22 protein-coding genes are annotated in these 22,122 nt (G+C 42.0%); 2 read left to right on the top strand and 20 right to left on the bottom strand.

The genetic code is table 11. The features are described from left to right. Positions 1 to 2 precede the first annotated feature (2 nt). From yqfD to rpsU, 7 genes are all read right to left on the bottom strand, one after another. Positions 3 to 1,193, bottom strand: a complete 1,191-nt coding sequence (gene yqfD, locus ACTJJQ_RS15190; RefSeq protein ID WP_242730677.1) for a sporulation protein YqfD — start codon at positions 1,191 to 1,193, stop codon at positions 3 to 5. An 18-nt stretch (positions 1,194 to 1,211) separates the two neighbouring features. Then, entirely contained in the window at positions 1,212 to 1,493 is a 282-nt protein-coding gene (yqfC, locus tag ACTJJQ_RS15185) for a sporulation protein YqfC (protein WP_012010618.1), read from the bottom strand. A gap of 205 nt (positions 1,494 to 1,698) precedes the next feature. Then, a complete protein-coding gene (locus ACTJJQ_RS15180; protein WP_024718815.1) occupies positions 1,699 to 2,196 on the bottom strand; it encodes a hypothetical protein in 498 nt (165 codons plus the stop codon). A 31-nt stretch (positions 2,197 to 2,227) separates the two neighbouring features. After that, positions 2,228 to 3,220 carry a flotillin-like protein FloA gene (floA, locus tag ACTJJQ_RS15175; RefSeq protein ID WP_007501317.1) on the bottom strand — a complete coding sequence of 331 codons (993 nt, stop codon included), beginning with the start codon at positions 3,218 to 3,220 and terminating at the stop codon, positions 2,228 to 2,230. Positions 3,221 to 3,247: 27 nt separating this feature from the next. After that, positions 3,248 to 4,561, bottom strand: a complete 1,314-nt coding sequence (locus ACTJJQ_RS15170; protein WP_079919484.1) for an NfeD family protein — start codon at positions 4,559 to 4,561, stop codon at positions 3,248 to 3,250. A 141-nt stretch (positions 4,562 to 4,702) separates the two neighbouring features. Next, positions 4,703 to 5,152 (bottom strand): GatB/YqeY domain-containing protein, encoded by a 450-nt coding sequence (locus ACTJJQ_RS15165; RefSeq protein WP_007501319.1) that lies wholly within the window; start codon positions 5,150 to 5,152, stop codon positions 4,703 to 4,705. Positions 5,153 to 5,166: 14 nt separating this feature from the next. Further along, on the bottom strand, positions 5,167 to 5,340 hold the full coding sequence (gene rpsU, locus ACTJJQ_RS15160) for a 30S ribosomal protein S21 (RefSeq protein WP_003152957.1): 174 nt from the start codon (positions 5,338 to 5,340) through the stop codon (positions 5,167 to 5,169). Positions 5,341 to 5,522: 182 nt separating this feature from the next. Between rpsU and ACTJJQ_RS15155 the strand changes: the two genes are divergently transcribed. Beyond that, the gene (locus tag ACTJJQ_RS15155) at positions 5,523 to 6,452 is read left to right on the top strand and encodes a Na/Pi symporter (protein ID WP_116307164.1); all 930 of its coding nucleotides are present in this window, start codon (positions 5,523 to 5,525) and stop codon (positions 6,450 to 6,452) included. Positions 6,453 to 6,492: 40 nt separating this feature from the next. Here the strand turns inward: ACTJJQ_RS15155 and mtaB are convergent, their stop codons facing one another. The 12 genes from mtaB to gpr form a co-directional block, all read right to left on the bottom strand. Next, positions 6,493 to 7,851, bottom strand: a complete 1,359-nt coding sequence (gene mtaB, locus ACTJJQ_RS15150) for a tRNA (N(6)-L-threonylcarbamoyladenosine(37)-C(2))-methylthiotransferase MtaB (protein WP_017367626.1) — start codon at positions 7,849 to 7,851, stop codon at positions 6,493 to 6,495. Further along, positions 7,851 to 8,621 carry a 16S rRNA (uracil(1498)-N(3))-methyltransferase gene (locus ACTJJQ_RS15145; RefSeq protein WP_440600353.1) on the bottom strand — a complete coding sequence of 257 codons (771 nt, stop codon included), beginning with the start codon at positions 8,619 to 8,621 and terminating at the stop codon, positions 7,851 to 7,853. The genes mtaB and ACTJJQ_RS15145 overlap by 1 nt, the downstream gene beginning before the upstream one ends. A 23-nt stretch (positions 8,622 to 8,644) precedes the next feature. Then, the gene (gene prmA, locus ACTJJQ_RS15140; protein ID WP_440600352.1) at positions 8,645 to 9,580 is read right to left on the bottom strand and encodes a 50S ribosomal protein L11 methyltransferase; all 936 of its coding nucleotides are present in this window, start codon (positions 9,578 to 9,580) and stop codon (positions 8,645 to 8,647) included. A 22-nt stretch (positions 9,581 to 9,602) separates the two neighbouring features. After that, complete coding sequence (dnaJ, locus tag ACTJJQ_RS15135) at positions 9,603 to 10,736, bottom strand: molecular chaperone DnaJ (protein WP_008342467.1); 1,134 nt, start codon at positions 10,734 to 10,736, stop codon at positions 9,603 to 9,605. A gap of 165 nt (positions 10,737 to 10,901) precedes the next feature. Next, complete coding sequence (gene dnaK, locus ACTJJQ_RS15130) at positions 10,902 to 12,740, bottom strand: molecular chaperone DnaK (RefSeq protein ID WP_008342469.1); 1,839 nt, start codon at positions 12,738 to 12,740, stop codon at positions 10,902 to 10,904. A 24-nt stretch (positions 12,741 to 12,764) separates the two neighbouring features. Further along, a complete protein-coding gene (gene grpE / locus ACTJJQ_RS15125; protein ID WP_440600351.1) occupies positions 12,765 to 13,322 on the bottom strand; it encodes a nucleotide exchange factor GrpE in 558 nt (185 codons plus the stop codon). A gap of 63 nt (positions 13,323 to 13,385) precedes the next feature. Continuing rightward, the gene (gene hrcA, locus ACTJJQ_RS15120) at positions 13,386 to 14,417 is read right to left on the bottom strand and encodes a heat-inducible transcriptional repressor HrcA (protein WP_008342473.1); all 1,032 of its coding nucleotides are present in this window, start codon (positions 14,415 to 14,417) and stop codon (positions 13,386 to 13,388) included. A gap of 81 nt (positions 14,418 to 14,498) precedes the next feature. Then, the gene (hemW, locus tag ACTJJQ_RS15115; RefSeq protein WP_440600350.1) at positions 14,499 to 15,638 is read right to left on the bottom strand and encodes a radical SAM family heme chaperone HemW; all 1,140 of its coding nucleotides are present in this window, start codon (positions 15,636 to 15,638) and stop codon (positions 14,499 to 14,501) included. A 114-nt stretch (positions 15,639 to 15,752) separates the two neighbouring features. Then, positions 15,753 to 17,591, bottom strand: a complete 1,839-nt coding sequence (gene lepA / locus ACTJJQ_RS15110; RefSeq protein WP_008342476.1) for a translation elongation factor 4 — start codon at positions 17,589 to 17,591, stop codon at positions 15,753 to 15,755. A gap of 165 nt (positions 17,592 to 17,756) precedes the next feature. Beyond that, complete coding sequence (locus ACTJJQ_RS15105) at positions 17,757 to 18,089, bottom strand: YqxA family protein (RefSeq protein WP_019743214.1); 333 nt, start codon at positions 18,087 to 18,089, stop codon at positions 17,757 to 17,759. Positions 18,090 to 18,102: 13 nt separating this feature from the next. Beyond that, on the bottom strand, positions 18,103 to 19,311 hold the full coding sequence (locus tag ACTJJQ_RS15100) for a stage II sporulation protein P (RefSeq protein WP_007501337.1): 1,209 nt from the start codon (positions 19,309 to 19,311) through the stop codon (positions 18,103 to 18,105). Between the two features lie 66 nt (positions 19,312 to 19,377). Further along, positions 19,378 to 20,493, bottom strand: coding sequence for a GPR endopeptidase (gene gpr / locus ACTJJQ_RS15095; protein ID WP_008342483.1), 1,116 nt, complete (start codon positions 20,491 to 20,493; stop codon positions 19,378 to 19,380). Positions 20,494 to 20,691: 198 nt separating this feature from the next. On the opposite strand from gpr, the gene rpsT reads away from it, so the two are divergent. After that, entirely contained in the window at positions 20,692 to 20,958 is a 267-nt protein-coding gene (gene rpsT, locus ACTJJQ_RS15090; RefSeq protein ID WP_008342485.1) for a 30S ribosomal protein S20, read from the top strand. A gap of 133 nt (positions 20,959 to 21,091) precedes the next feature. Here the strand turns inward: rpsT and holA are convergent, their stop codons facing one another. Beyond that, entirely contained in the window at positions 21,092 to 22,111 is a 1,020-nt protein-coding gene (gene holA, locus ACTJJQ_RS15085; protein WP_017358025.1) for a DNA polymerase III subunit delta, read from the bottom strand. Positions 22,112 to 22,122 lie beyond the last annotated feature (11 nt).

The following is a 22,122-nucleotide window of genomic DNA, read 5'->3' as shown; positions in this document are numbered from 1 at the left end:
CTCTAGTCTCCCTGAACAATAGGTGTTGGTTGAACAATATCTTCTATTACTTGGTAAAGGATGATTAACTTAACTTTACCATTCCCTGTTGTCTCGTGCAAAACTTTTTCACTTTTCACCTCACCTGTTGAACCTAGCTTTTCTTCTAATTCTTTTTTACCCATTTTAATCCCTGCTTGAACCGCTTCTTTATTTGTGTATTCTCGATTTATTTTTTCACTTTCTCGTGTGATTTCCTTTTCATAGGAGAACGGCAATTGCATATTCAAAAAATGAAGCGGGTGAACTTCTGTTTCTGTTTTCGGCTGCTGAAAATCATCTTTTTTAAAGGAAAATCCCCAAAATGGGATGGAGCCTCCAAATAAGGAGAGCTTGTGCTTTGTCTTCATTTTACCCGTAAAGACATCAAAAGATGTTCGGAGAGGGACAGAAACTTCAGATCGGTACCATGTTTCACCATAGATTTTCGCTTTAGCTCCGACCGTTTTTTTCTGATCTTCACTCCCAATTAAACCTGAGACGAGCATCTGCCCTTTTTTCACATGCTCATCGACCTGGGCAAGCGGTTCCCCCTTTTCTACATACATTCTCGTGATGACCGCCTTTTTCTTGGCAACGATGTGCTGAGGACTCGTATATTTCTCCTTTTCAGGTTCATTTTTTTCGACCACTTTCATTTGAAACGTCGTTCCGTTCAGTTCAACTCCGACCCATGTAATGCTCTGAATATTGGTCGTCAATGACTTTTGTATTTTTTCAGGTGTCCCCATGAGAAACTGAAAACGCCCTTTTTGCACCCCTATTTCGTCCAGATGCTTTCTCATTTGGTGTTCTGTTTCTGGATTCGCACCTTTAATCTCAATTTTCCACACCATATTTGAAAGAGCCAATATCGTCACTAGGAAAAAAGCCATTCCGAGGGTGAATCCAATATTTCTTCTCGACCATAGAAGAAGAAACGGGAACCCTTTCTTTTGATGAAACGAACATTTCACCTCATGATGTCTGCGCACTTTTCTAAAGGCATGTACATCTGAGAGGCGAATAAATAAGCGCACGCTGTCTTGACGGCGGCTCACTTGAAAAATTGTGATCCCCTGTCTCGTGCACTCATTGATTAGCCGCTCAATACCGCTTCCTCTTATCTCCACTTCCACTCTGCCAATAAAATAGGAAAACCATTTGTTTTTCACGTTTCTCCCCTCCGTCAGTTAAGAATCAATATAACGGACCTCATCGATTTTCCCCTCTAATAAGATCTCTTCTGGCAAAATCGTTTTAATCACAAAGTCTTTTCCTGAAATAATGCACTGTCCTTGCTTGAGCATCAGCCTTACCTCTTGATCACTGAAAAGTAAAAGCCCTTTATGGTTCTCTATGTAAATATGGAGTCTGCCAACCATCGTAATACGGGGAAGATCCATCATCACGTCCGGAGGGATTTCAAGTGTTCTTGTCAGCCATGCTTTAAGTCGATTTTTTCTTTTTCCCATTCAATAAGAACCCCTTCCCACCTCATGTGTATGAGATCAAACTGAAAGATGGTGAGACTGATGAGAAAGCCTCTATATCATCCTATTCCTTAGCGGTTCATATCATGCTAATGAATCCCGTAAAACAGCCGTTTCATCATTTTGACTAAAAAAAGTCTCCATACACAACAAAAAAGCCCCCTTAAGGATGAGGGGGCTTACTTCTTTATCTTTTATATGGCCGTTTCATCGTTCGATGTGGCTTTTTCGCACGAGGCTCTCCAAATACTTCACCAAGGATCATCCCTTGAACGACCGTATCTTGGTTGAGTTTCTCAATCATTTTCGGCTTCATTCCAGCAGATGCTGCCTTTGGCCTTGTAAGTTCTCTTTCAAGCGATTGAAACTCTTTATTCAGCTCGCTTTTTCTTTCTTCCATTTCGGCAAGTGTAGCTGTATAACGATCCTGTAAGGATTGTGAACCTTGTTTCTTCATCCCGCCATGATCATGTACATCGCCAAAATCGTCAAGCTGGTCCGTTACGACCGGATCTGGACTTGTTTGTTTTGTTTGCTTTTGCGGCACTGGTTTACGCTGAGGAGCCGGTTTGTTTTGCTGGTTCTTTTGTTCGTTCTCCTCTTGTTTACCGATTTTCCCAAAGACCGCAGAAATGATACCGATGATAATCGCGATTAATAGCGGATTTTCAAATAGAATGTCCAATGGGCTCCCTCCTTAAAGCGTGAGAGGATGCTTATTTGTTTTCATTATCAGATGGACCTTTTGTCATTTTGCCAAATGAATCTCTCATATCCGTATCAGCATCGATATTCTTAATGTTCATGTAGTCCATGACACCGATATTACCTTCACGTAGTGCTTCGGCCATTGCAAGTGGTACTTCAGCCTCTGCTTCTACTACTTTCGCGCGCATTTCTTCAACTCTCGCACGCATTTCTTGTTCTTGTGCAACAGCCATTGCGCGGCGTTCTTCTGCTTTCGCCTGTGCAATGTTTTTGTCGGCTTCTGCTTGGTCTGTCTGCAGGATCGCCCCGATGTTCTTACCGATATCAACATCTGCGATATCAATCGAGAGAATTTCAAATGCTGTACCTGAATCTAATCCTTTACCAAGAACCGTTTGAGAAATCATATCAGGATTTTCAAGAACCTTTTTATGATTATCTGATGAACCGATTGTCGAAACAATCCCTTCACCTACACGAGCAATGATTGTTTCTTCCCCTGCACCACCGACAAGCCTGTCAATGTTTGCACGAACTGTAATACGTGCTTTTGCTTTTACTTCAATCCCGTCCATCGCAACACCTGAGATAAATGGTGTTTCAATGACTTTAGGGTTTACACTCATTTGGACAGCTTCAAGTACGTCACGGCCTGCTAGGTCGATTGCCGCACAGCGAGCAAAGTTCAATTCGATATTCGCACGCTGAGCTGCGATCAGTGCGTTGACAACTCGGTCTACGTTACCACCTGCAAGATAGTGGCTTTCTAATTGGTTAATCGTCGCATCAAGACCTGCTTTATGCGCTTTGATGAGCGGGTTGACCACTCGGTTTGGAATCACTCGGCGAAGCCTCATTCCTACTAGTGTAAAAATGCTCACTCTTACGCCAGCCGCTAGGGCAGAAATCCACAGCATCACCGGTACAAAGGTGAAGAAGATCGATAGAACGATCAAACCTGCTGCGATAATCACGAATAATAGTAAAGTAGATGGATCCATTTTATTCCTCCTATAAAATCAGTATATCTATACTTTCCTCACGACAATGCGTGAGCCTTCCGCTTTCACAATTTTTACTTGTACATCCTTATCGATAAAAGCACCTTCTGACACAACATCAATGCGCTCGTCTCCGAATACAATCGTACCAGATGGACGAAGTGCTGTTGCTGTCACTGCGATTTGTCCTACAAGATCATCTCTTGTTTCATTTGAGACATAACCACTTTCTTTATTGGTTGAATCGGTTAAAATGAACTTTTTAAAAAATTTCATACGTTTCCCCAACACCTTTGTCAATAAAATAACTGCTATGATTGAAACAGCAGTGGCAATCAAGATGGAAATCGCCATTTCTGTGAAGCTTCCAGCTGCTAAAAATAAGCTGACAACGACACAGATTAGTCCAATGACACCCACGATTCCCCCTGGCAAAAATAATTCCAGAATGATCAACACAATCCCTGCCAAAAACAGGAACAATGTCTCATATCCTGCAAAACCTGCCACGAGATGACCATAAAAGAATAGAAGAAGCGCTGTGACTCCCATGGTGCCTGGGACCCCAAAGCCGGGAGAATATAATTCAACAATTAATCCTAAGCTCGCAATGGATAAAAGGATAGGAATGACGATCGGATGCGTGAGAAAACGCGCAACCTTTTCAGCAAAGCTCACTTCATCGTATTGAACAGAGGCATCTGCTAAGTTCAGCTTCTGAAGCAAGTCATCCATATTTTTCGCTTCTCCTTCTGCATAACCGAACTGAAGCGCCCGATCTGTGTTAAAGGTCAGCAATTCTCCTTTTGGTGCACCAGCTTCTTTTGCGTCTATATCTACATCTGCCATCGCAAGAGCATATTTTGGATCACGCCCCTGCTTTTCAGCAGCGTCACTCATTTCAGCAAGCCATAGAGATTCAGATTTTTGATCGGCAGCGTTGCCTTCACCATCAATAATCGCAGCAGCCCCCATCTTTCCGTTTGGGGTCATATAAATTTGATCGGCATTTAAGGCAATGAATGCCCCGGCTGAAAGCGCTCTATGATTCACAAACGCTGTCACTGGGATATCGGATGCACGAATGGTATCGGCTATTTCAAGCGCCGCATCGACTGCACCACCTGGTGTATTGATGTCGAGAATGATGTGCTTCGCCCGTTCCGACTTTGCCTGCTCAAATGATCGTTCAATGAATTTAGAAAGTCCTTTTTCTACTGTATCTTCAATTGGGATAACATGAACTTTCTGATCTGCTGATTTCGCGGTCAATTGAACCCCTAATAACAAGCATATTATAAAACAACTGAAGAGAGCAATAGAAATTTTCATTTTTTTCATCTATTTGGTGATCCCCCCTCTCTTTCTTTCATTTTACCGTTCCTTTACATACGTTACAAATGTATCATAGGTTTCATTTTTATATGACAGGTTTATGGAGGCATAAAAAAAGTACCCTTCTAACATGAGAAGGATACTTTTTTATTGAGACAGTTGCTCGCTGACAAGTCTGTTAATCACAGCACCATCAGCTTTACCTTTTACTTTTGGCATAATAGCGCTCATCACTTTACCCATATCAGCTTTCGATGAAGCACCGGTTTCGGCGATTGTTTCTTTCACAACCGCCTGCAGTTCTTCTTCAGAAAGCTGTTCAGGTAAATAAACGTCTAAAATGTCAATCTCTTTTTGAACTTTATCTACTAAATCTAAGCGATTAGCTTTCGAAAATTCATGGAGGGAGTCTTTACGTTGCTTAATCTCGCGGGAAAGGACGGTTAGTTCCTCATCTCCGGTCAAACTGTCTTTCTTAAGCTTTATTGCTTCATTTTGCAGTGAAGCCTTTACCATACGAATGACAATAAGCTTGTCTTTCTCTCGGTTTTTCATAAAAAGCTTCATATCAGAATTTAATTGCTCAAGAAGACTCATAAAATCCACCCTCTTTAGAATTTACGTTTTCTAGCAGCTTCAGACTTTTTCTTACGCTTTACGCTAGGCTTTTCATAAAATTCACGCTTTCTTGCTTCTTGCAATGTTCCAGTTTTGGATACACTGCGTTTAAAGCGACGAAGAGCATCTTCAAGCGATTCGTTTTTTCTAACGACCGTTTTTGACATTCTCTTTCCCTCCCTCCGAATACACCAATCGACTGCATTAAAAAAAGATATACATGCAAAACATGTACCTAGACATTATAATATAAGCCTAGGTTGAGGTCAACTAAGTGATTTGGAAATATATTTTCGTCATGAGCAGGTAGACAAGTCCATATATTCATTGGTAAGAGGAGGACTTTTCTATGATGGCGATCATTTATTTTTGTGCACTTATTTTCATTTTTTTATGGGCAATGGGTTTGCTTAGGAAAGGATTAATGGCGCTCACGTCGTCTCGTATTGAGAAATCACTTCTTCTCTTTACAGATCATCCAGTCAAAGCATTCTTGGTCAGTATTGTGTTTACAGGGGTTCTTCAAAGCAGTTCGGCGTTTATGGTCATCGTTATCGGCTTTGTGAGTACAGGCATTCTCACGTTTAAAAAATCCATACCCATGATTCTTGGAACGAATATCGGCTCAACATTTACGACAGAATTTATTGCCATTAAGATGGACGTGTTTATGTGGGTTCTGATTGCAGCTGGTCTTTTATGTATCATTTTGGGCAGGAAGTCTTTTCGATATGCAGGAAAAAGTTTATTTGGGCTTGGCATGATCTTTTTTTGCATTCAAGGTTTTTCAAAAATTGCAGGTATGATGACCAGTCAGCCAGAGACACTGCATTTCCTTGAAATGATGCAGCACTCCGATTGGACAGCTCTTCTCTCTGGTACAGTGCTCACGGCGATTGTTCATTCAAGCTCCGTATGTATCGGTATTTTGATGGGATTTATGAATGAAGGGACTGTCGCTCTAAAAGAAGGCATCAGCTTTGTTTTAGGGTCCAATATCGGGACATGTATTACTGCCGTGATGGCTGCTATCTCTGGCGGTTATGCAGCACGCCAAACCGCGTATGCACACGTTGTGTTTAATGTTCTAGGTGTTCTTTTATGTCTTCCTTTTCTCGCCTTTATCACAGAGTTTGTTGCGCTTCTCGCAAGCTCTCCTGCCCAGCAGATTGCGCACTTTAGTCTGCTGTTTAATGTTGCAAGTTCTCTCCTCTTTTTCCCGTTCATCCGCCCTTTTCACGCCTTGATTTTGTTCCTTCTTCCGAATCGGTCAACATAAAAGAAACCGGCTTGCCTAATGGCTGCCGGTTTTTCATCTATTATGAAGTCATTCTCACTTGATCCGTCTGCACGTCATCACTTATACGGACGAATTGTCCTTCGTTATATGGATAACCTGCTTTCGTAATCTTCACTTTTACCAAACGGCCGATCATGTCTTCTGTTCCTTCAAATACGACCTTCATGTAGTTATCAGTATATCCTACATACAGATTGTGCGTTCCGTCTTGTTCTTTGAAGGATTCTTCTGGAATAATCTCTAAGACATCGCCTTCATATGCCGATGCATATTCTTTCGCAAGCTGATCAGAAAGAGCGATTAGACGGTGAACGCGTTCGTTTTTCACATTCTCATCTACTTGATCTTCCATTCTTGCAGCAGGGGTACCTGTCCGTTTGCTGTAAGGGAACACATGGAGCTCAGAGAATTGATGGTCTTTGACAAAATTGTATGTTTCCATAAATTCTTCTTCTGTTTCTCCAGGGAATCCAACGATCACATCTGAAGTGACAGCAAGACCTGGCAATGCTTTTTTGAGCTTCGTTAAACGCTCTGCAAAGAATTCCATTGTGTATTTACGGCGCATTCTTTTCAGTACAGTATTAGAGCCAGATTGAAGCGGAATGTGCAAGTGTCTCACAATTTTATCTGACTGATCGAGCACTTCAATCACTTCGTCTGTAATTTGACTTGCTTCAATGGATGAAATGCGGATTCGTTTTAATCCCGCCACACGTTCATCTAATTCTTTCAGAAGCTTAGCAAAGTTATAATCCTTTAAATCTTCACCATATCCACCTGTATGAATACCTGTTAATACAATTTCTTTGTAGCCGGCATCGACAAGCTGCTGCGCTTGATTGATGACTTCTTCTGGATCGCGAGAACGCAGTAATCCGCGAGCCCAAGGGATAATGCAGAATGTACAGAAATTGTTACAGCCTTCTTGGATTTTTAATGAAGCACGTGTTCTGTCAGTAAACGCAGGAACATCTAGTTCTTCAAAGACCCGTGCTTTCATGATATTGCCAACTCCGTTGATCGGCTGTCTTTCTCTTCTGTATTCTTCAATATAACCAAGCAGTTTATGCCTGTCTTGTGTGCCAACCACAATATCAACACCAGGAATCGCCATGATTTCTGCCGGAGACGTTTGTGCGTAACAGCCTGTTACACAAATGACACCATCCGGATTATGACGAATGGCTCTTCTAATGACTTGGCGGCTTTTTTTATCGCCTGTATTGGTGACGGTACATGTATTAATGACATATACGTCTGCTTTTGATTCATAATCTTTTCTTTCATAGCCAGCTTCTTTAAACAGTTGCCAGATGGCTTCTGTTTCGTAGTGATTGACCTTACAGCCAAGTGTATGGAACGCTACTGTTCCCATCATGATTCACCTCTTAATAACTCTGTTTGATAAGATATAGCAGAAAGCGCGTAAAGAGGAGCTGTTTCTGTTCTTAAAATGCGTGGTCCAAGCCCGCAAATGACTGCACCATGCGCTTCAAGTTCTTCAATCTCCTTTTCTGCTAAACCGCCTTCTGGACCAAAAACCACTAATAAGGTTTGTCCGCCCTTCATCTGTTGGAGCACCGTTTGAAACCGGCTTTGCTCGCCTTCTTTCGATGATTCTTCGTATGCAACGACACATTTATCGAATTCACCGGCCAGTTGAATCAGCTCTTTAAATGTTGATACTGGATGAACGCGCGGAATGATATTCCGGTAAGACTGCTCGGCAGCTTCTTTCGCAATTTTTTCCCAGCGATCTCGTTTTTTCAATGACTTTTTTTGGTCAAGTTTTGTAATCGAACGAGCCGCTTGAAACGGCATAAAAGCACTTGCGCCAAGCTCGGTACCTTTTTGGATAATCCATTCAAGCTTATCCCCTTTTGGCAGACCGCTTGCAATCGTCACCTTGATCGGAAGTTCTCGATTCTGATTCGTCCAGCCTTCCAAGTGACAAATCACTTCTTCCTTTGTTATTGTATCAATTTTACTGAGCGCTTCAAAGCCGTCTGTCGTTAAGCAAAGGATGTCCTCTCCTGCTTTCATCCGCATGACGTTTGCAAGGTGATGAACATCTTCATTCTTTATGACGATGTTTCCCTTTTCCGTCACTTCTTCTTTTGTGAGGTCGATAAAATATCGTTGCATACGTGTCCTGACACCTACTCGCTTTATTTTTTCGCTATTATGCTGACCCAATCTTCCATTGACAGCACTTCAACAATCTCAAAACCGGCTTCTTCTAAAGCAGTTTTGACTTGTAATTTCTTTTGTCCGATAATGCCTGATGTAATAAAGTAACCATCTTTCTTCAATAGATCATACGCTTGATCTGTAAAGCGCATGATGACCTCTGCAAGGATGTTGGCCACAATCACATCGCGTTCACCTGAAATCCCATCAAGTAAATTATTTTGTTTTACCGTTACTTGCTCGCTCACACCATTTAATTCGATGTTCTGCTTTGCACTTTCCACTGCAACGGTGTCGAGATCAAATGCATGAATGTCTTTTGCACCGAGCATTGCAGCGGCAACACTTAAAATGCCAGATCCTGTTCCAACGTCAATCACCGTGTCGTTTTCCTTCACATAGCGCTCAAGCACCTGAATGCAAAGAACCGTTGTTGGATGTGTACCGGTTCCAAATGCCATTCCAGGGTCCATTTCGATGATCAATTCATCAGAATGAACGGGTGTGTACTCTTCCCATGTTGGGACGATGGTAAATTTCTCAGAGATTTTCACAGGATGATAGTATTTCTTCCATGCAGTCGCCCATTCTTCTTCGTTTACTTCACAAATTGACAGTGTATTTCGTCCAAGGTCAATATCATATAGAAGAAGATTGTTGATGGCTTCTTTGATCTCATCTACCGTTTCCATCAAAAAGCTATTCATCGGAAGGTAGGCTTTGACGATAACCCCTTCCTCAGGATAATCATTCGGATCGAGCTGGTAGATCTCACCGTATACATTTTCACGTTCCTTGACTAAATCAAGCGGGTCCTCAATCACGACACCACTTGCACCTGCTTCATGCAAAATATTGGTGATCGGTTCCACCGCTTCATTTGTTGTATGGACGCTAATTTCTGACCACTTCAATACTACCAACTCCTTATCCGTCTTACTCGCCTTTAAATGCGCGTTTCACCTTATCGAAAAAGCTCATTTCTTGTTCGTCCGGTTTATTTCCGCTCACTTCAGCAAATTTTCTAATGATATCTTTTTGATTTTCAGTTAAATTCGTCGGTGTTACGACGCGTACAACGATATGCTGATCGCCTTGACCATAACCGCGTACATTTTTTACACCTTTTCCTTTGAGTCTAAACTTCGTACCCGTTTGTGTGCCCGCAGGAACTTTTAATTTGACTTTCCCATGTAATGTCGGCACTTCAATTTCATCACCTAGTGCAGCCTGCGCAAAGGTAAGGGGCATTTCGCAGTAGATGTCATCTCCATCTCGTTCGAAGAATTCATGCGCCCTCACATGGAAAACAACAAATAGATCGCCTGGAGGTCCTCCATTTACACCTGGTTCACCTTGACCAGATACTCTAAGCTGCTGACCATCGTCCACACCTGCTGGGATCGTCACATTGATTTTCTTGCGCTTACGCACTTTACCAGATCCACCACATGTTGAACACTTATGTTCAATTTGTTTACCAGTTCCGCTACAGTAGTTACATACTCTGCGGTTGACTACTTTACCAAATGGTGTGGATTGCTCGACATTTAGTTGACCTGATCCGCCGCAATGTGAGCATGTCTTCGCCTGTGTTCCAGGTTTTGCACCTGATCCATGACACGTTTCACATGATTCCTCGCGGGGAATCTCGATCGTTGCTTCTTTCCCAAATGCTGCTTCTTCAAATGAAAGGGTCATTGTATATTGAAGGTCCGCTCCTTGACGCGGTGCATTTGGATCTCTTCTTCTGGCTCCGCCGCCAAAAATACTAGAGAAGATGTCATCAAAGCCGCCGAAGCCGCCAAAGTCTCCTCCACCGCCAAATCCGCCGCCACCAAATCCTTGGTTTGGATCGGTGTGACCGAACTGGTCATAATGTGAACGTTTTTGATCGTCAGAAAGGGTTTCATAGGCTTCTTTTACTTCTTTGAATTTATCATCTGAGCCAGCTTCTTTATTAATATCAGGGTGATACTTTTTTGAAAGCTTGCGGTATGCCTTTTTGATTTCGTCCTTTGAGGCGCTCTTACTCACGCCAAGCACTTCATAGTAATCACGCTTACTCATCTCTTCACACTCCCGATTTTCTCACATAAATACGATTGTATCATTTTAAATTGATCTTTTTCAATTCCTTTTCATCGTTGAAAAGAAAAAAGTCAAAGCCAAGAGATCCTGACTTTGACTTTCTGACGAGTACGTTTCAGCAGTCTTTTTCAAAAGTAAAGGTGATTATTTTTTCTCTTGATCGTCGTTTACTTCTTCGTATTCTGCATCCACTACATTGTCATCTGCTTTTTGAGCACCTTCAGCGCCTTCTTGCTGAGCTTGTGCTTGTTTTGCAGCTTCTTCATAGAGCTTTGTCGTTAATTCTTGAACGATTGTTTGTAGCTCATCTTTTTTCGCTTTGATGTCTTCAAGCTCGCCTTTTTCGATCGCAGCTTTTAGCGCATCTTTTGCATCATTCGCTTTTTTCACTTGCTCTTCATCGATTTTGCCTTCAAGATCTTTTAATGTTTTTTCTGTTGTAAACACTAATTGATCTGCTTCATTGCGCACTTCGATTTCTTCTTTTTTCTTTGCATCTGCTTCAGCATTTTCTTCTGCTTCTTTGACCATTTTTTCGATCTCATCATCAGAAAGACCTGAAGAAGATTTGATTGTGATGTTTTGCTCTTTGCCTGTACCCATATCTTTCGCACGTACGTTGACAATACCGTTTTTATCGATATCAAAAGATACTTCGATTTGTGGTACGCCGCGTGGTGCTGGCGGGATATCAGTCAATTGGAAACGACCTAATGTTTTGTTGTCTGCTGCCATTGGACGCTCACCTTGTAAGACGTGAATGTCTACAGCAGTTTGGTTGTCAGCAGCCGTTGAGAATACTTGAGATTTACTTGTTGGAATGGTTGTATTACGTTCAATCAGCTTTGTGAATACGCCGCCCATTGTTTCAATTCCTAAAGAAAGTGGTGTGACGTCAAGAAGAACAACGTCTTTGACATCTCCTGTGATAACTCCACCTTGAATTGCCGCACCAAGTGCAACCACTTCATCAGGGTTTACGCCTTTATGAGGCTCTTTACCTGTTTCTTTTTTGATTGCTTCTTGTACTGCAGGAATACGAGTTGATCCACCAACAAGGATAACTTTATCAATCTCGCTAGCAGATAGACCAGCATCTTTCAGTGATTGACGTACAGGTGTCATTGTACGCTCTACAAGGTCTGCAGAAAGCTCTTCGAATTTAGCACGCGTTAGCGTTAATTCTAGGTGAAGAGGACCTGCATCTCCAGCTGTGATAAATGGCAGTGAGATTTGTGTAGAAGATACACCAGAAAGATCTTTTTTCGCTTTTTCAGCAGCATCTTTTAAACGCTGAAGCGCCATTTTATCTTTTGAAAGATCAATGCCGTTTTCTTTTTTGAATTCAGCCACTAGATGATCGATGATGACTTGGTCAAAATCGTCTCCACCTAGACGGTTGTCCCCAGCAGTTGAGCGTACTTCAAAGACGCCGTCTCCAAGCTCAAGGACTGATACGTCAAATGTACCGCCGCCAAGGTCATATACAAGGATCGTTTGATCTTCATCTGTTTTATCTAAACCATAAGCAAGTGCAGCTGCTGTTGGTTCGTTGATGATACGTTCTACTTCAAGACCAGCAATTTTACCAGCATCTTTTGTTGCTTGGCGCTCTGCATCGTTGAAGTAAGCAGGAACTGTAATAACCGCTTTTGTTACTTCTTCGCCAAGATAAGCTTCAGCGTAAGATTTAAGGTGTTGAAGAATAATTGCAGAGATTTCCTGCGGCGTGTAGTTCTTGCCTTCAACTTCTACTTTATAATCTGTACCCATATGTCTTTTAACAGACATGATGGTGTTCGGGTTTGTAATTGATTGACGCTTCGCTACTTCACCTACTTGGCGCTCTCCATTTTTAAAAGCGACAACAGATGGTGTTGTACGTGCTCCTTCAGCGTTTGCAATAACTTTTGGCTCGCCGCCTTCGAGTACTGCAACGCATGAGTTTGTTGTTCCTAAGTCAATACCAATGATTTTACTCATATTCGATGACCTCCCATTATGTAGTTATTGATTTACTTTTACCATTGATGGACGAATAACTCGGTCTTTGAGTTTATAGCCCTTTTGCAATTCTTCTACAACGATGTTTGAATCGTAGTTTTCATCTTCAACTTGCATGACGGCTTGATGAAGGTTTGGATCGAACTCTTTGCCGACAGCTTCAATTGGTTCAACGCCTTCATTTTTCAACGCTTCTACCAGCTGGCGGTAAACCATTTGCATACCTTCTAACAAACTTTTCGTCTGCTCATTGTCTGGATCGATTCCAAGCGCTCTTTCAAAGTTGTCGAGAGCTGGGAGAAGGTCGCTGACAACATGTTGAGAACGATATTTTTGCACGGTCTCCACTTCAGTTCGAGCACGGCGTTTATAGTTTTCAAAATCTGCTTGAACACGCAGAATTTTGTTTTCTTTTTCATCTAGAAGCTGCTGCAATTCATCAATCTTCTCTTGGAAGGCAGACTGTTCATCGTGCTTTACTTCCTCAGTTTCTGCTTGAACTGCTTCTTCTTGTGCTTCAACCTCTGCTGCTTGCTCAGGTGGCTGTTTTTCTTCTGACATTGTGTTCACCTCCCTCAAAAGATTCAATTATACGAAGGGGCTGTGCCCCCATCTTTTATCACCCTACTCATCATACAAATTGGAAAGTGCGTTTGACAAGTCTTTTGATACATGATGCAAAAGACTAACGACTCGCCCGTAATCCATACGGGTTGGACCAATGACAGCGATGGAGCCGAGTGATTTTTGATCAATCGCATAAGTTGCTGTGATTAAACTGCAGTTCTCCATTGCTTCCAAATTGTTTTCTGAACCGATTTTAATGGTGATTCCTTGCTGATTTGGATGAAACAGCTGCATGACATCATTCTTTTGTTCAATCAGCATCATGAGTGAACGAATGCGGTCAATGTCATGAAACTCTGGCTGGTTCAACATATTAATCTTCCCGCCAAAGAAAAGTTTTGATTCATTTTGTGTTGAAGTGAATGTGTTACCAAGCGCATCTAAAATATGATCATAGTCTTTTAAATGCGTGCGAAGGAGCATCACTACTTCTTTATACATCCTGTCCTTCAGCTGATCCATCGGGACTCCGGCTAAGCGGCTGTTTAAAATATTCATCAGCTTCTCAATATCGGAGACATCAAGATGCTCAGAGAAGGTGATGGTTTTGTTTTCAACATGCCCGCTGTCTGTAATCATAATCGCTACTGCTTTATTAGGCTGGACAGGAACAAGCTGAATTTGCTTCAATCGATTTTCACTTAGCTTTGGACCAAGGACAATCGATGTGTAGTTTGTGAGATCTGATAAAATTTCCGCCGATTTTTGAACTGTTTTTTCCAGCTCAAAAATTTTCTCCTGAAATACTGACTGGATGAGCACAAGCTCTTTAGATGACAGTTTTCGCGGAGAGAGCAAATGATCTACATAATAACGATATCCTTTTTCGGAAGGAATTCTTCCTGATGAAGAATGGGTCTTTTCAATAAAACCGAGTTCCTCCAAATCAGCCATTTCGTTTCTAATCGTCGCAGAGCTGAATGTAATGTCTTCTTTTTTGGAAAGAGTCCTTGATCCAACTGGCTGCGCCGAACGAATAAAGTCATTAATAATGACTTGTAGAATCAAAAGCTGACGATTTGTTAACATCATCATCACCCCTGTTAGCACTCTCTTTCAACGAGTGCTAATTGTATAAACAAAATTACCAAACTCAAATTAAAATGTCAATTATAACTCACCGAGAAACGCTTGAAATACTTCATTTCCTAACAATTTTCCTTTTCTTGTTAAACGAATGCCAATCTCATCCTGTTCAATGAGACCTTTTTCTGCTAATTCTTCAAGAACGGCGGGAAAGAGTGCTTCTGGTGATGCTCCAAATTTCGCTTGAAAGTGAGCACTTTTCACGCCTTCAATTTTCCGCAAACCTAAGAACATTTCTTCTTCAATCTGTTCTGCTTTTGTCACCTGATGCGTTTCCTTATATGGAAACCCTGTTTGTTCAATGAGCTCTAAGTAATGCTTCACTGGTCCAGCGTTCACATTACGGACGCCATCTACATACCCGTGCGCTCCTGCGCCAAAACCAAAGTAATCTTCGTTGCTCCAATAGGTGAGGTTATGTTGGCTTTCAAAACCTGGTTTGGCGTAATTGCTAATCTCATATTGTCTGAGTCCGTTCCGCTCCATTTCATCCATGACGAGCTCATACATTTCAGCCTCACGTTCTTGCGGTGGTAAATGCAGTTTCCCTTTTTGCATTAAATTGTAAAAAACCGTCTTCGGCTCGACAATCAGCGAATAAACCGAATAATGTTCTGCACCTAATGAAAAAGCGGTCTCTAGTGAATGCATGACATGATGCTTCTCTTGATGAGGCAAACCAAACATCAGATCAAGACTAATGTTGTCAAACCCAACTGCTCTTGCTCGCTCGAAAGACGTGAGAACATCTTTCTTTTGATGAACCCGTCCGATTTTTTTGAGCAGGTCATCTTCAAATGTTTGAACACCAAAGCTCAGCCGATTAACGCCTGCTGATTTTAAGACATTCAATTTCTCAAGCGATAGTTCGTCTGGGTTTGCTTCTACTGCAAACTCGATTAAGTTTTTGGTTGGTTTTAATACGCGGTGAATGCTGTCCATAAGCTGATCTAACTGGGTGGTTGTCAGTGATGTCGGGGTTCCCCCGCCAATAAAGATCGTCTTTAGTTCTTGCTCCCCTTTTTGATCGATCGTGTGCTGCATTTCTTTTTCAAGAGCGGCTAAGTATTCATCGACCGGCTGGGTTTTAATGAAAAATTTATTAAAATCACAATAGTGACAAATGTGCTCACAAAATGGAATGTGAATGTATGCTGCTTTCATTTGTTGACACCTTCTTTACAGGTAAAGAGCCGCAGTTTATCGCTGCGGCCTCTTCGTTTGTTTTCGACTATAAACGTCAAGGCGAGCATTGTAAAGCAGGTTGCCTTGAGGATGTTATTTTTTCGGTGTGCTGTCGTCCATTTTCAGCACGGCCATAAATGCTTCTTGTGGGACTTCTACAGAACCCACTTGCTTCATGCGCTTTTTCCCTTCTTTTTGCTTCTCAAGAAGCTTTCTTTTCCGGGAAATATCTCCACCATAACACTTCGCTAGTACGTTCTTGCGCATTGCTTTAATGGTAGACCGAGCAACAATTTTTTGACCGATCGCTGCCTGAACTGGTACTTCAAAGTGCTGGCGCGGAATCAGTTCTTTCAGCTTTTCTACAATGATCTTTCCGCGTTCATATGCATAATCGCGGTGAACAATAAAGGAAAGTGCATCGATTTTTTCGCCATTGAGCATGATATCCATTTTCACTAGAGTGGATGGGCGATAGCCGATTAGCTCGTAATCAAAGGATGCATACCCTTTTGTATTGGACTTTAATTGATCAAAGAATTCGTATACGATCTCTGCCAGAGGAATTTCGTACACAATGCTCACGCGGTTTGCATCAAGATATTGCATATCAATGAAATTGCCGCGCTTTCCTTGGCAAAGCTCCATCACAGAACCAACATAATCATTTGGCACCATCATTGTTGCCTTCACGTATGGCTCTTCAATTCGCTCAATCTTTTGCGGATCAGGCAAATTGGATGGATTATCTACAACGATTTTTTCTCCGTCTGTCATATACACATCGTAAATAACACTTGGCGCTGTCGTAATGAGGTCGATTTTAAATTCACGTTCAATCCGTTCTTGGATGATTTCCATATGAAGCATGCCAAGGAAGCCGCAGCGGAAGCCGAAGCCAAGTGCTTGGGATGTCTCTGCCTCATATTGAAGTGAAGAATCATTTAATTCAAGCTTTTCTAACGCTTCACGCAAGTCGTTATATTTCGCTGTGTCAATTGGATAAAGGCCGCAGTACACCATTGGGTTCAGCTTTCTATATCCAGGCAGAGCTTCTTTCGCAGGGTTTACCGCACTTGTGATCGTATCCCCTACTCGTGTATCACCAACGTTTTTAATGGCAGCTGTTAAATAGCCAACATCTCCAACAGTGAGTTCGTCTGTTGGCATTGCTTTCGGTGTAAATACGCCAACTTCAAGCACTTCAAATTCTTTGCCTGTCGCCATCATCTTAATTTTTTGACCCGGTTTTACGGTTCCTTCGACAATTCGTATGTAAGCAATGACGCCACGATACGCATCGTAGAGAGAATCAAAAATGAGGGCTTGAAGTGGTGCTTCTGGATCTCCAGCTGGTGCCGGCACCTTTTCGACGATTTGTTCTAAAATATCCTCGATCCCGATGCCCGCCTTAGCAGAGGTGAGAACAGCTTCAGATGCATCCAACCCGATGACATCTTCAATTTCTTGTCTTACACGTTCAGGCTCTGCACTCGGCAGATCAATTTTGTTAATGATCGGCAGGATTTCTAAGTTGTTATCAAGAGCTAAATAAACGTTCGCAAGTGTCTGAGCCTCAATGCCTTGTGCTGCATCCACCACAAGAATTGCACCTTCACAGGCAGCTAGGCTTCGAGATACCTCATAGGTGAAGTCGACATGCCCTGGTGTATCAATCAGGTGCATAATATATTCTTCTCCATCCTTCGCCTGATATTTCAGCTGGACAGAGTTTAATTTGATCGTAATGCCGCGTTCACGCTCTAAGTCCATGGAATCAAGTAATTGTTCTTTCATTTCTCGTTGCGTAATCGCCGCTGTTTTTTCTAAAATACGGTCAGCCAATGTGGATTTCCCATGGTCAATATGGGCGATAATGGAGAAATTTCGAATTCTTGATTGCCGTTCTAATCGTTTTTCTTTATCTGTCACAATCTATCACTCCTACTATAAAACGCGGGTTGCGCTAGGTTAGATTATATCAATAGGGCTGTAAAGATTCAATCGAAATCAAGAAAAGCCGCTCATCGGTTAGCGGCTTTCATGAAAAGGTGTGATATCTTATGAAATAACATCCAACATGATGCTTACAACAGTTTATTTACCATTCACCCAATCATAAAGTGTACGGGCTGCATGCGTCATACCATCTGATAATGCTTTTCCGGCCTTAGAGAAGGCATTAAAGCTCTCCATTTCTTCTAGCTGCTTTTGTTTTTCTGCTAAGTCTTTTTGTGTGACAGCTGTTCCGAGGATAGAGGCTTCTTTTTCTTGATCATCATTCATTTGGACAGTGAAGGCCCCTTTTAATTGCGGATCATGATACCCTTTCATTTGCAGCATGCCATTATTGGCTTGCTGCATTCCTAAAAAGACACCGAATAGCAATACGAGCGATAAAATAATGGTTTTTCCGATAAATGAGCCCATGTCCTCCACCACCTTAAGACCGTTTTTTCTCATCCTTTGCTTTGCCGTCTACCTTTTCTGCGTCCCAGAAAATTTCACTGAACACATCAGCTGCTGCATTGGATGCGTTTTTCAGTTCTTCCATATTATTATCCACACCGCCAAATTCTAATAGGAGTGCTTTGTCAGATAAATCTTGATTATAGATTCCATTATCACCAATTTCTCCTTTGGCAAACACACCGACACTAAGTCCTTTATATTTTTTCTCCATCAAATGGTGGAACTCTGTCGCCAGCTTTAAGTTTTTCTCATAGCTTTGATTCTTCTTCCCTACAACAAACGCGATTCTCGCATATTTCTTGCCTTTGATTTCTACTGTCGTATCTTTCTTTCTTCTTGAATCCCGGTGAATATCGATTAAGTAATCTAGGTCATCATTTTTAGCGAGAGCTTCTTTTACAACCAATCTGGATTCATTATATGATTGAGGATACTTCAACCCTTTTTTCAGCAGTCTTTTTTCAATTTCTGTTTTATCCACTGTGTTGCCGATTCCTTGCTGATCGAGCGCTTTACCAAACATCTCCCCGACAAGGGTGACGTTCACTTTTGAGTGGCGCGCATTGTTTGGGTTTGTTTCTCCTTTTAAAAATGGTAAATATGATTCCGTATTATGTGTGTGATAAATGTATACAGCTTTTCGTTTTCCTGTCGACTGATCCGGCTCTTTTGCAGGCGTTTTCGGTTCATCTTCATCAAGCTTGTCCAGCTCAGCTAGATTTGCTTCTTTTTCATCTTTGATGACTTCACTTGGAGGCGGCGATTCCATTGGCATATTCGTATAGTCTGTACCTTCACCTGCTAGGATGATTTTTGTATCAAAATGTTCAAAGCCTGGCAGCTCTCTTCCTAGAAAACTGCGGGGGTCTTCTAAATTGATACTTGTGGCAAGTTTGAGTGACAGCCCGGAGAAATGAAATCCTTTTTGATCTTCAGGGACTGCTGAAGCAAAATATTGATTTTCCATCCCCATTAGAGTTGCAAAGAATGCCCCTGACAGCTCATCTGCCACACCATATAATGATGCTTGAGGCCTAAGCTCAGGTTTTAAAGACGTCAAAGCCCCTGACATGACAAACACAACCACCAGAGAGACAATAAACAAAAAAATACTCTTCACTACTTTTGTTCCATTAATCGCAACGACCAACTGTCGAGGACGGCGAGGTCTTTTTTTCATGATTTACTCCCTCCAGCACGCTTTCTAGTAATTACACTATGAGCGAGCTAGAGAAAGTAGAACTGATTAATGATTATAGGAACCCATGTTGTCTTGAGAGATTTTTTGATGAAGTGCTGTATTTAACCCATTGGCGAGTACGTTCGCCATGTCATCAATGAATGTATCCACTTCCTTCGGTGTGACCATTAGATTTTGTCCAAGCGGTGCAAGCACTTCATGGATCAACTGTCTTTTTTCTTCTTCAGGAAGCGTTCCGACGATTCCTAAAAAGGATTGACGCGTTTCATCATCTGGCAAATCCTCTTCATTCAGCACTTTTTTCTTCCCAAATGTCAGACCCGCTGGTACTAAAGATCGGGAAGGTCTATCATCTTTCAGTTCTCTACCAAAATGCTTTAACACGTAATCAATCGTGTCACTTGCGATCGTGACTGCATCGACCACTGTCGGCACACCAATGGCAATGACTGGAATCCCCAAGGTCTCTTTGCTTAATTCTTTTCGTTTATTTCCGACACCCGATCCTGGATGTATACCTGTATCAGAAATTTGAATCGTCGTATTCACTCGTTCTACTGCACGTGCAGCCAGTGCATCGATGGCGATCACAAAATCTGGTTTAGATCGTTCAATGACACCTTGTATAATGTCACTTGTTTCTATACCAGTCAGCCCCATGACACCAGGCGATAATGAAGACACCGGGCGATAGCCTTCCTGCACATTCTCAGGCTGTAATTCAAATAAATGGCGTGTCACCAGCAAATTTTCAACTGTGAGCGGCCCTAAAGCATCAGGCGTGACATTCCAGTTTCCGAGTCCTACGACAAGACAGCTCGCATCTGCCTGAATGCCGTGATCTTTTAAAAACTGAGCAAAATGATGGGCAAAAACTTCGACCACTTTTTCTTGCATCTCAGAGTCTTTCTCCCGAATTCCTTGCGCCTCAAGCGTCAAGTATGTCCCTGCCTTTTTTCCGGTCAGCTCTTCTCCTTCTGTCGTAATCTCCACAGTGCGGATGCGGATGCCGTGCTCTTCCTTCTCCTTCTCAACAATTCCTTGAATACCGTCCTTTTTGACCACATTCGGATCGTTCTCTTGTTCTAGTATCTCTTTTGTTTCAACGGCCAAATCGGTCCGGATTTGATAAGCGCTTAAATCGAGTTTCTGTTTCTTCATGAAAAGGCTCCTTCCATCAAGTAATTAACAGTAGTCTTTCCATCTCGTTCAAGAAACATTCGAGCGCTTCATCAATGAAAAATACTTTACATTTATATTGCATTCTAAAGGTGTGTTTGATAGAATACAATTTGTTCTATTGTGAAGATTTAACCTTAAGACAATTGTGTTTAGGTTGTATCTTAGGAGGTGAAACACATGCCAAATATTAAATCAGCGATCAAACGTACAAAAACGAATAACGAACGCCGTGCACACAACGCAACAATCAAGTCTGCGATGCGTACTGCGATTAAACAAGTTGAAGTTTCTGTAGCTAACAACGATGCTGAGCAAGCAAAAGCTGCTCTTTCTTCTGCTGCAAAACGCATTGACAAAGCCGTTAAAACTGGTCTTGTACACAAAAACGCAGCTGCGCGTTACAAATCAAGACTTGCGAAACAAGTAAACGGACTTTCTGCATAATGTTTGCAACGCCTCAGTGATGAGGCACCTGTTTAACTGTACGTCCGTCCTGACCGGCCGAGCCTAAGGACAGACTGGCAATTATACATCTAAACAAAAACGACCCTCTTTTGAGAAGGTCGTTTTTTTATGTTCAAGCCCCTAATAACCGAAGCAGGAACAATTCTAATAATAGCTGCTTGTCCTTTTTACCCGTTTTCATTTCATAATCAATCGTGGAGAGCTCTTTGACGATGTACTTTAGCTCTTCTTCTGAAAACAGTCTTGCCTGATCCATCGCGAGTTTGACCCGGAATGGGTGGACTTTCAGGTTTGACGCAATTTGTTTTTGCCCGTACCCCTGCTGAGCAAAGTACTTTGTCTGCAATATCAACCGAAATTGATTTGAAATGAGTGCCAATATTTTAATGGGTTCCTCATTTTGCTTTAGGAGGTCATAAAACATTTGCATCGCTTCAGACCGGCGCCTGTTCACGATTTGATTAATCAATTCGAAAATATTCTGCTCCAAACTTCGTGCAACGAGCTGATTGACATCCGCCAGCTCAATTTCCTCTCGCTGCCCAATATATGTACTTAGCTTTCGAACCTCTTGAAAAAGTGAGGACAGGCTCCCGCCACATAACATGACAAGCTGTTCTGCCGCTTCAGCAGAGATTGTTTTTCCTTCTGTTTTCACTAATGTGATGGTGAAATCCGTTGTTTCTTTCGGATTTAACTCTTTCGCCTCAACCACAGCCGCTTTCTTTTTTAACAATTTGGTGATTTTCTTACGTTCGTCCAGTTTTTCATATGGCGCTAATAACACGAGAATCGTATAGGGTGCTGGCTTTTCTAAATAAGCTTCTAACACAGAAAGCTGATGCTCGATCTTTTCTTTTTTCTTTTCTGCAGTGAGGAAATAAGGGTTCTTGATCACAACGAGACGCCGCTCTCCCATAAACGGAAATGTTTCTGCGTCCGTCACAGCCTGCTCAAGCGGCACCTCTTCCATATCAAAGACAGAGTAATTAAAATCCTTTGTTTCTTCGTCGACGACAGCTTGTCTCAATTTTGCAGCTGTCTCTTGAAGTAAATACGTTTCTTTTCCATATAAGCAATAAACGGGATGGATATCCCCTTTTTTTAAATTGTTCCATACCTCAAAGACCATTCGCTTAAATC

Origin of the sequence: Bacillus sp. 22483 (assembly GCF_052044605.1) — a bacterium.
Lineage (GTDB): Bacteria > Bacillota > Bacilli > Bacillales > Bacillaceae > Bacillus > Bacillus altitudinis.
This window is presented reverse-complemented; position numbering and strand designations above follow the sequence as displayed.